1 protein-coding gene is annotated in these 297 nt (G+C 50.2%); it reads right to left on the bottom strand.

Translation table 11 applies throughout. The features are described from left to right. Positions 1 to 297, bottom strand: a 297-nt coding sequence (locus tag H6B10_RS16035) for a helix-turn-helix transcriptional regulator (RefSeq protein ID WP_204652427.1), incomplete at both ends; no start/stop codon positions are given.

Here is a 297-nt window from a genome sequence, read left to right as displayed (position 1 = left end):
CAAAGCTTTTTTTGAAGGCGGTAGAGAAATAGCTCAGGCTGGAATACCCTACTTCTTCCGCAATCTCATACACCTTTTTATCGGTATGCTCCAGCAGTTCCACCGCCTGGCGCATCCGCAGGCTGTTCAGATAAACCGTAAAGTTCATCCCCGTTTCGCGTACAAACAGGCGGCTGAAATATTCCGCATTGAAGTTGACCGCCTGCGCAACCATGCTCAACGAGATTTTTTCCCGGTAGTGCGCTTTCAGATAGGCAATAGCGTCCCGGATAGCCGGTGAATAATGATCGTCCTGCG

Origin of the sequence: Gemmiger formicilis (assembly GCF_016901605.1) — a bacterium.
In the GTDB taxonomy this organism is placed as follows: Bacteria; Bacillota; Clostridia; order Oscillospirales; family Ruminococcaceae; genus Gemmiger; species Gemmiger formicilis_B.
Note: the sequence above shows the minus strand (reverse complement) of the source record. Positions and strands in the feature narration are given on the sequence as shown.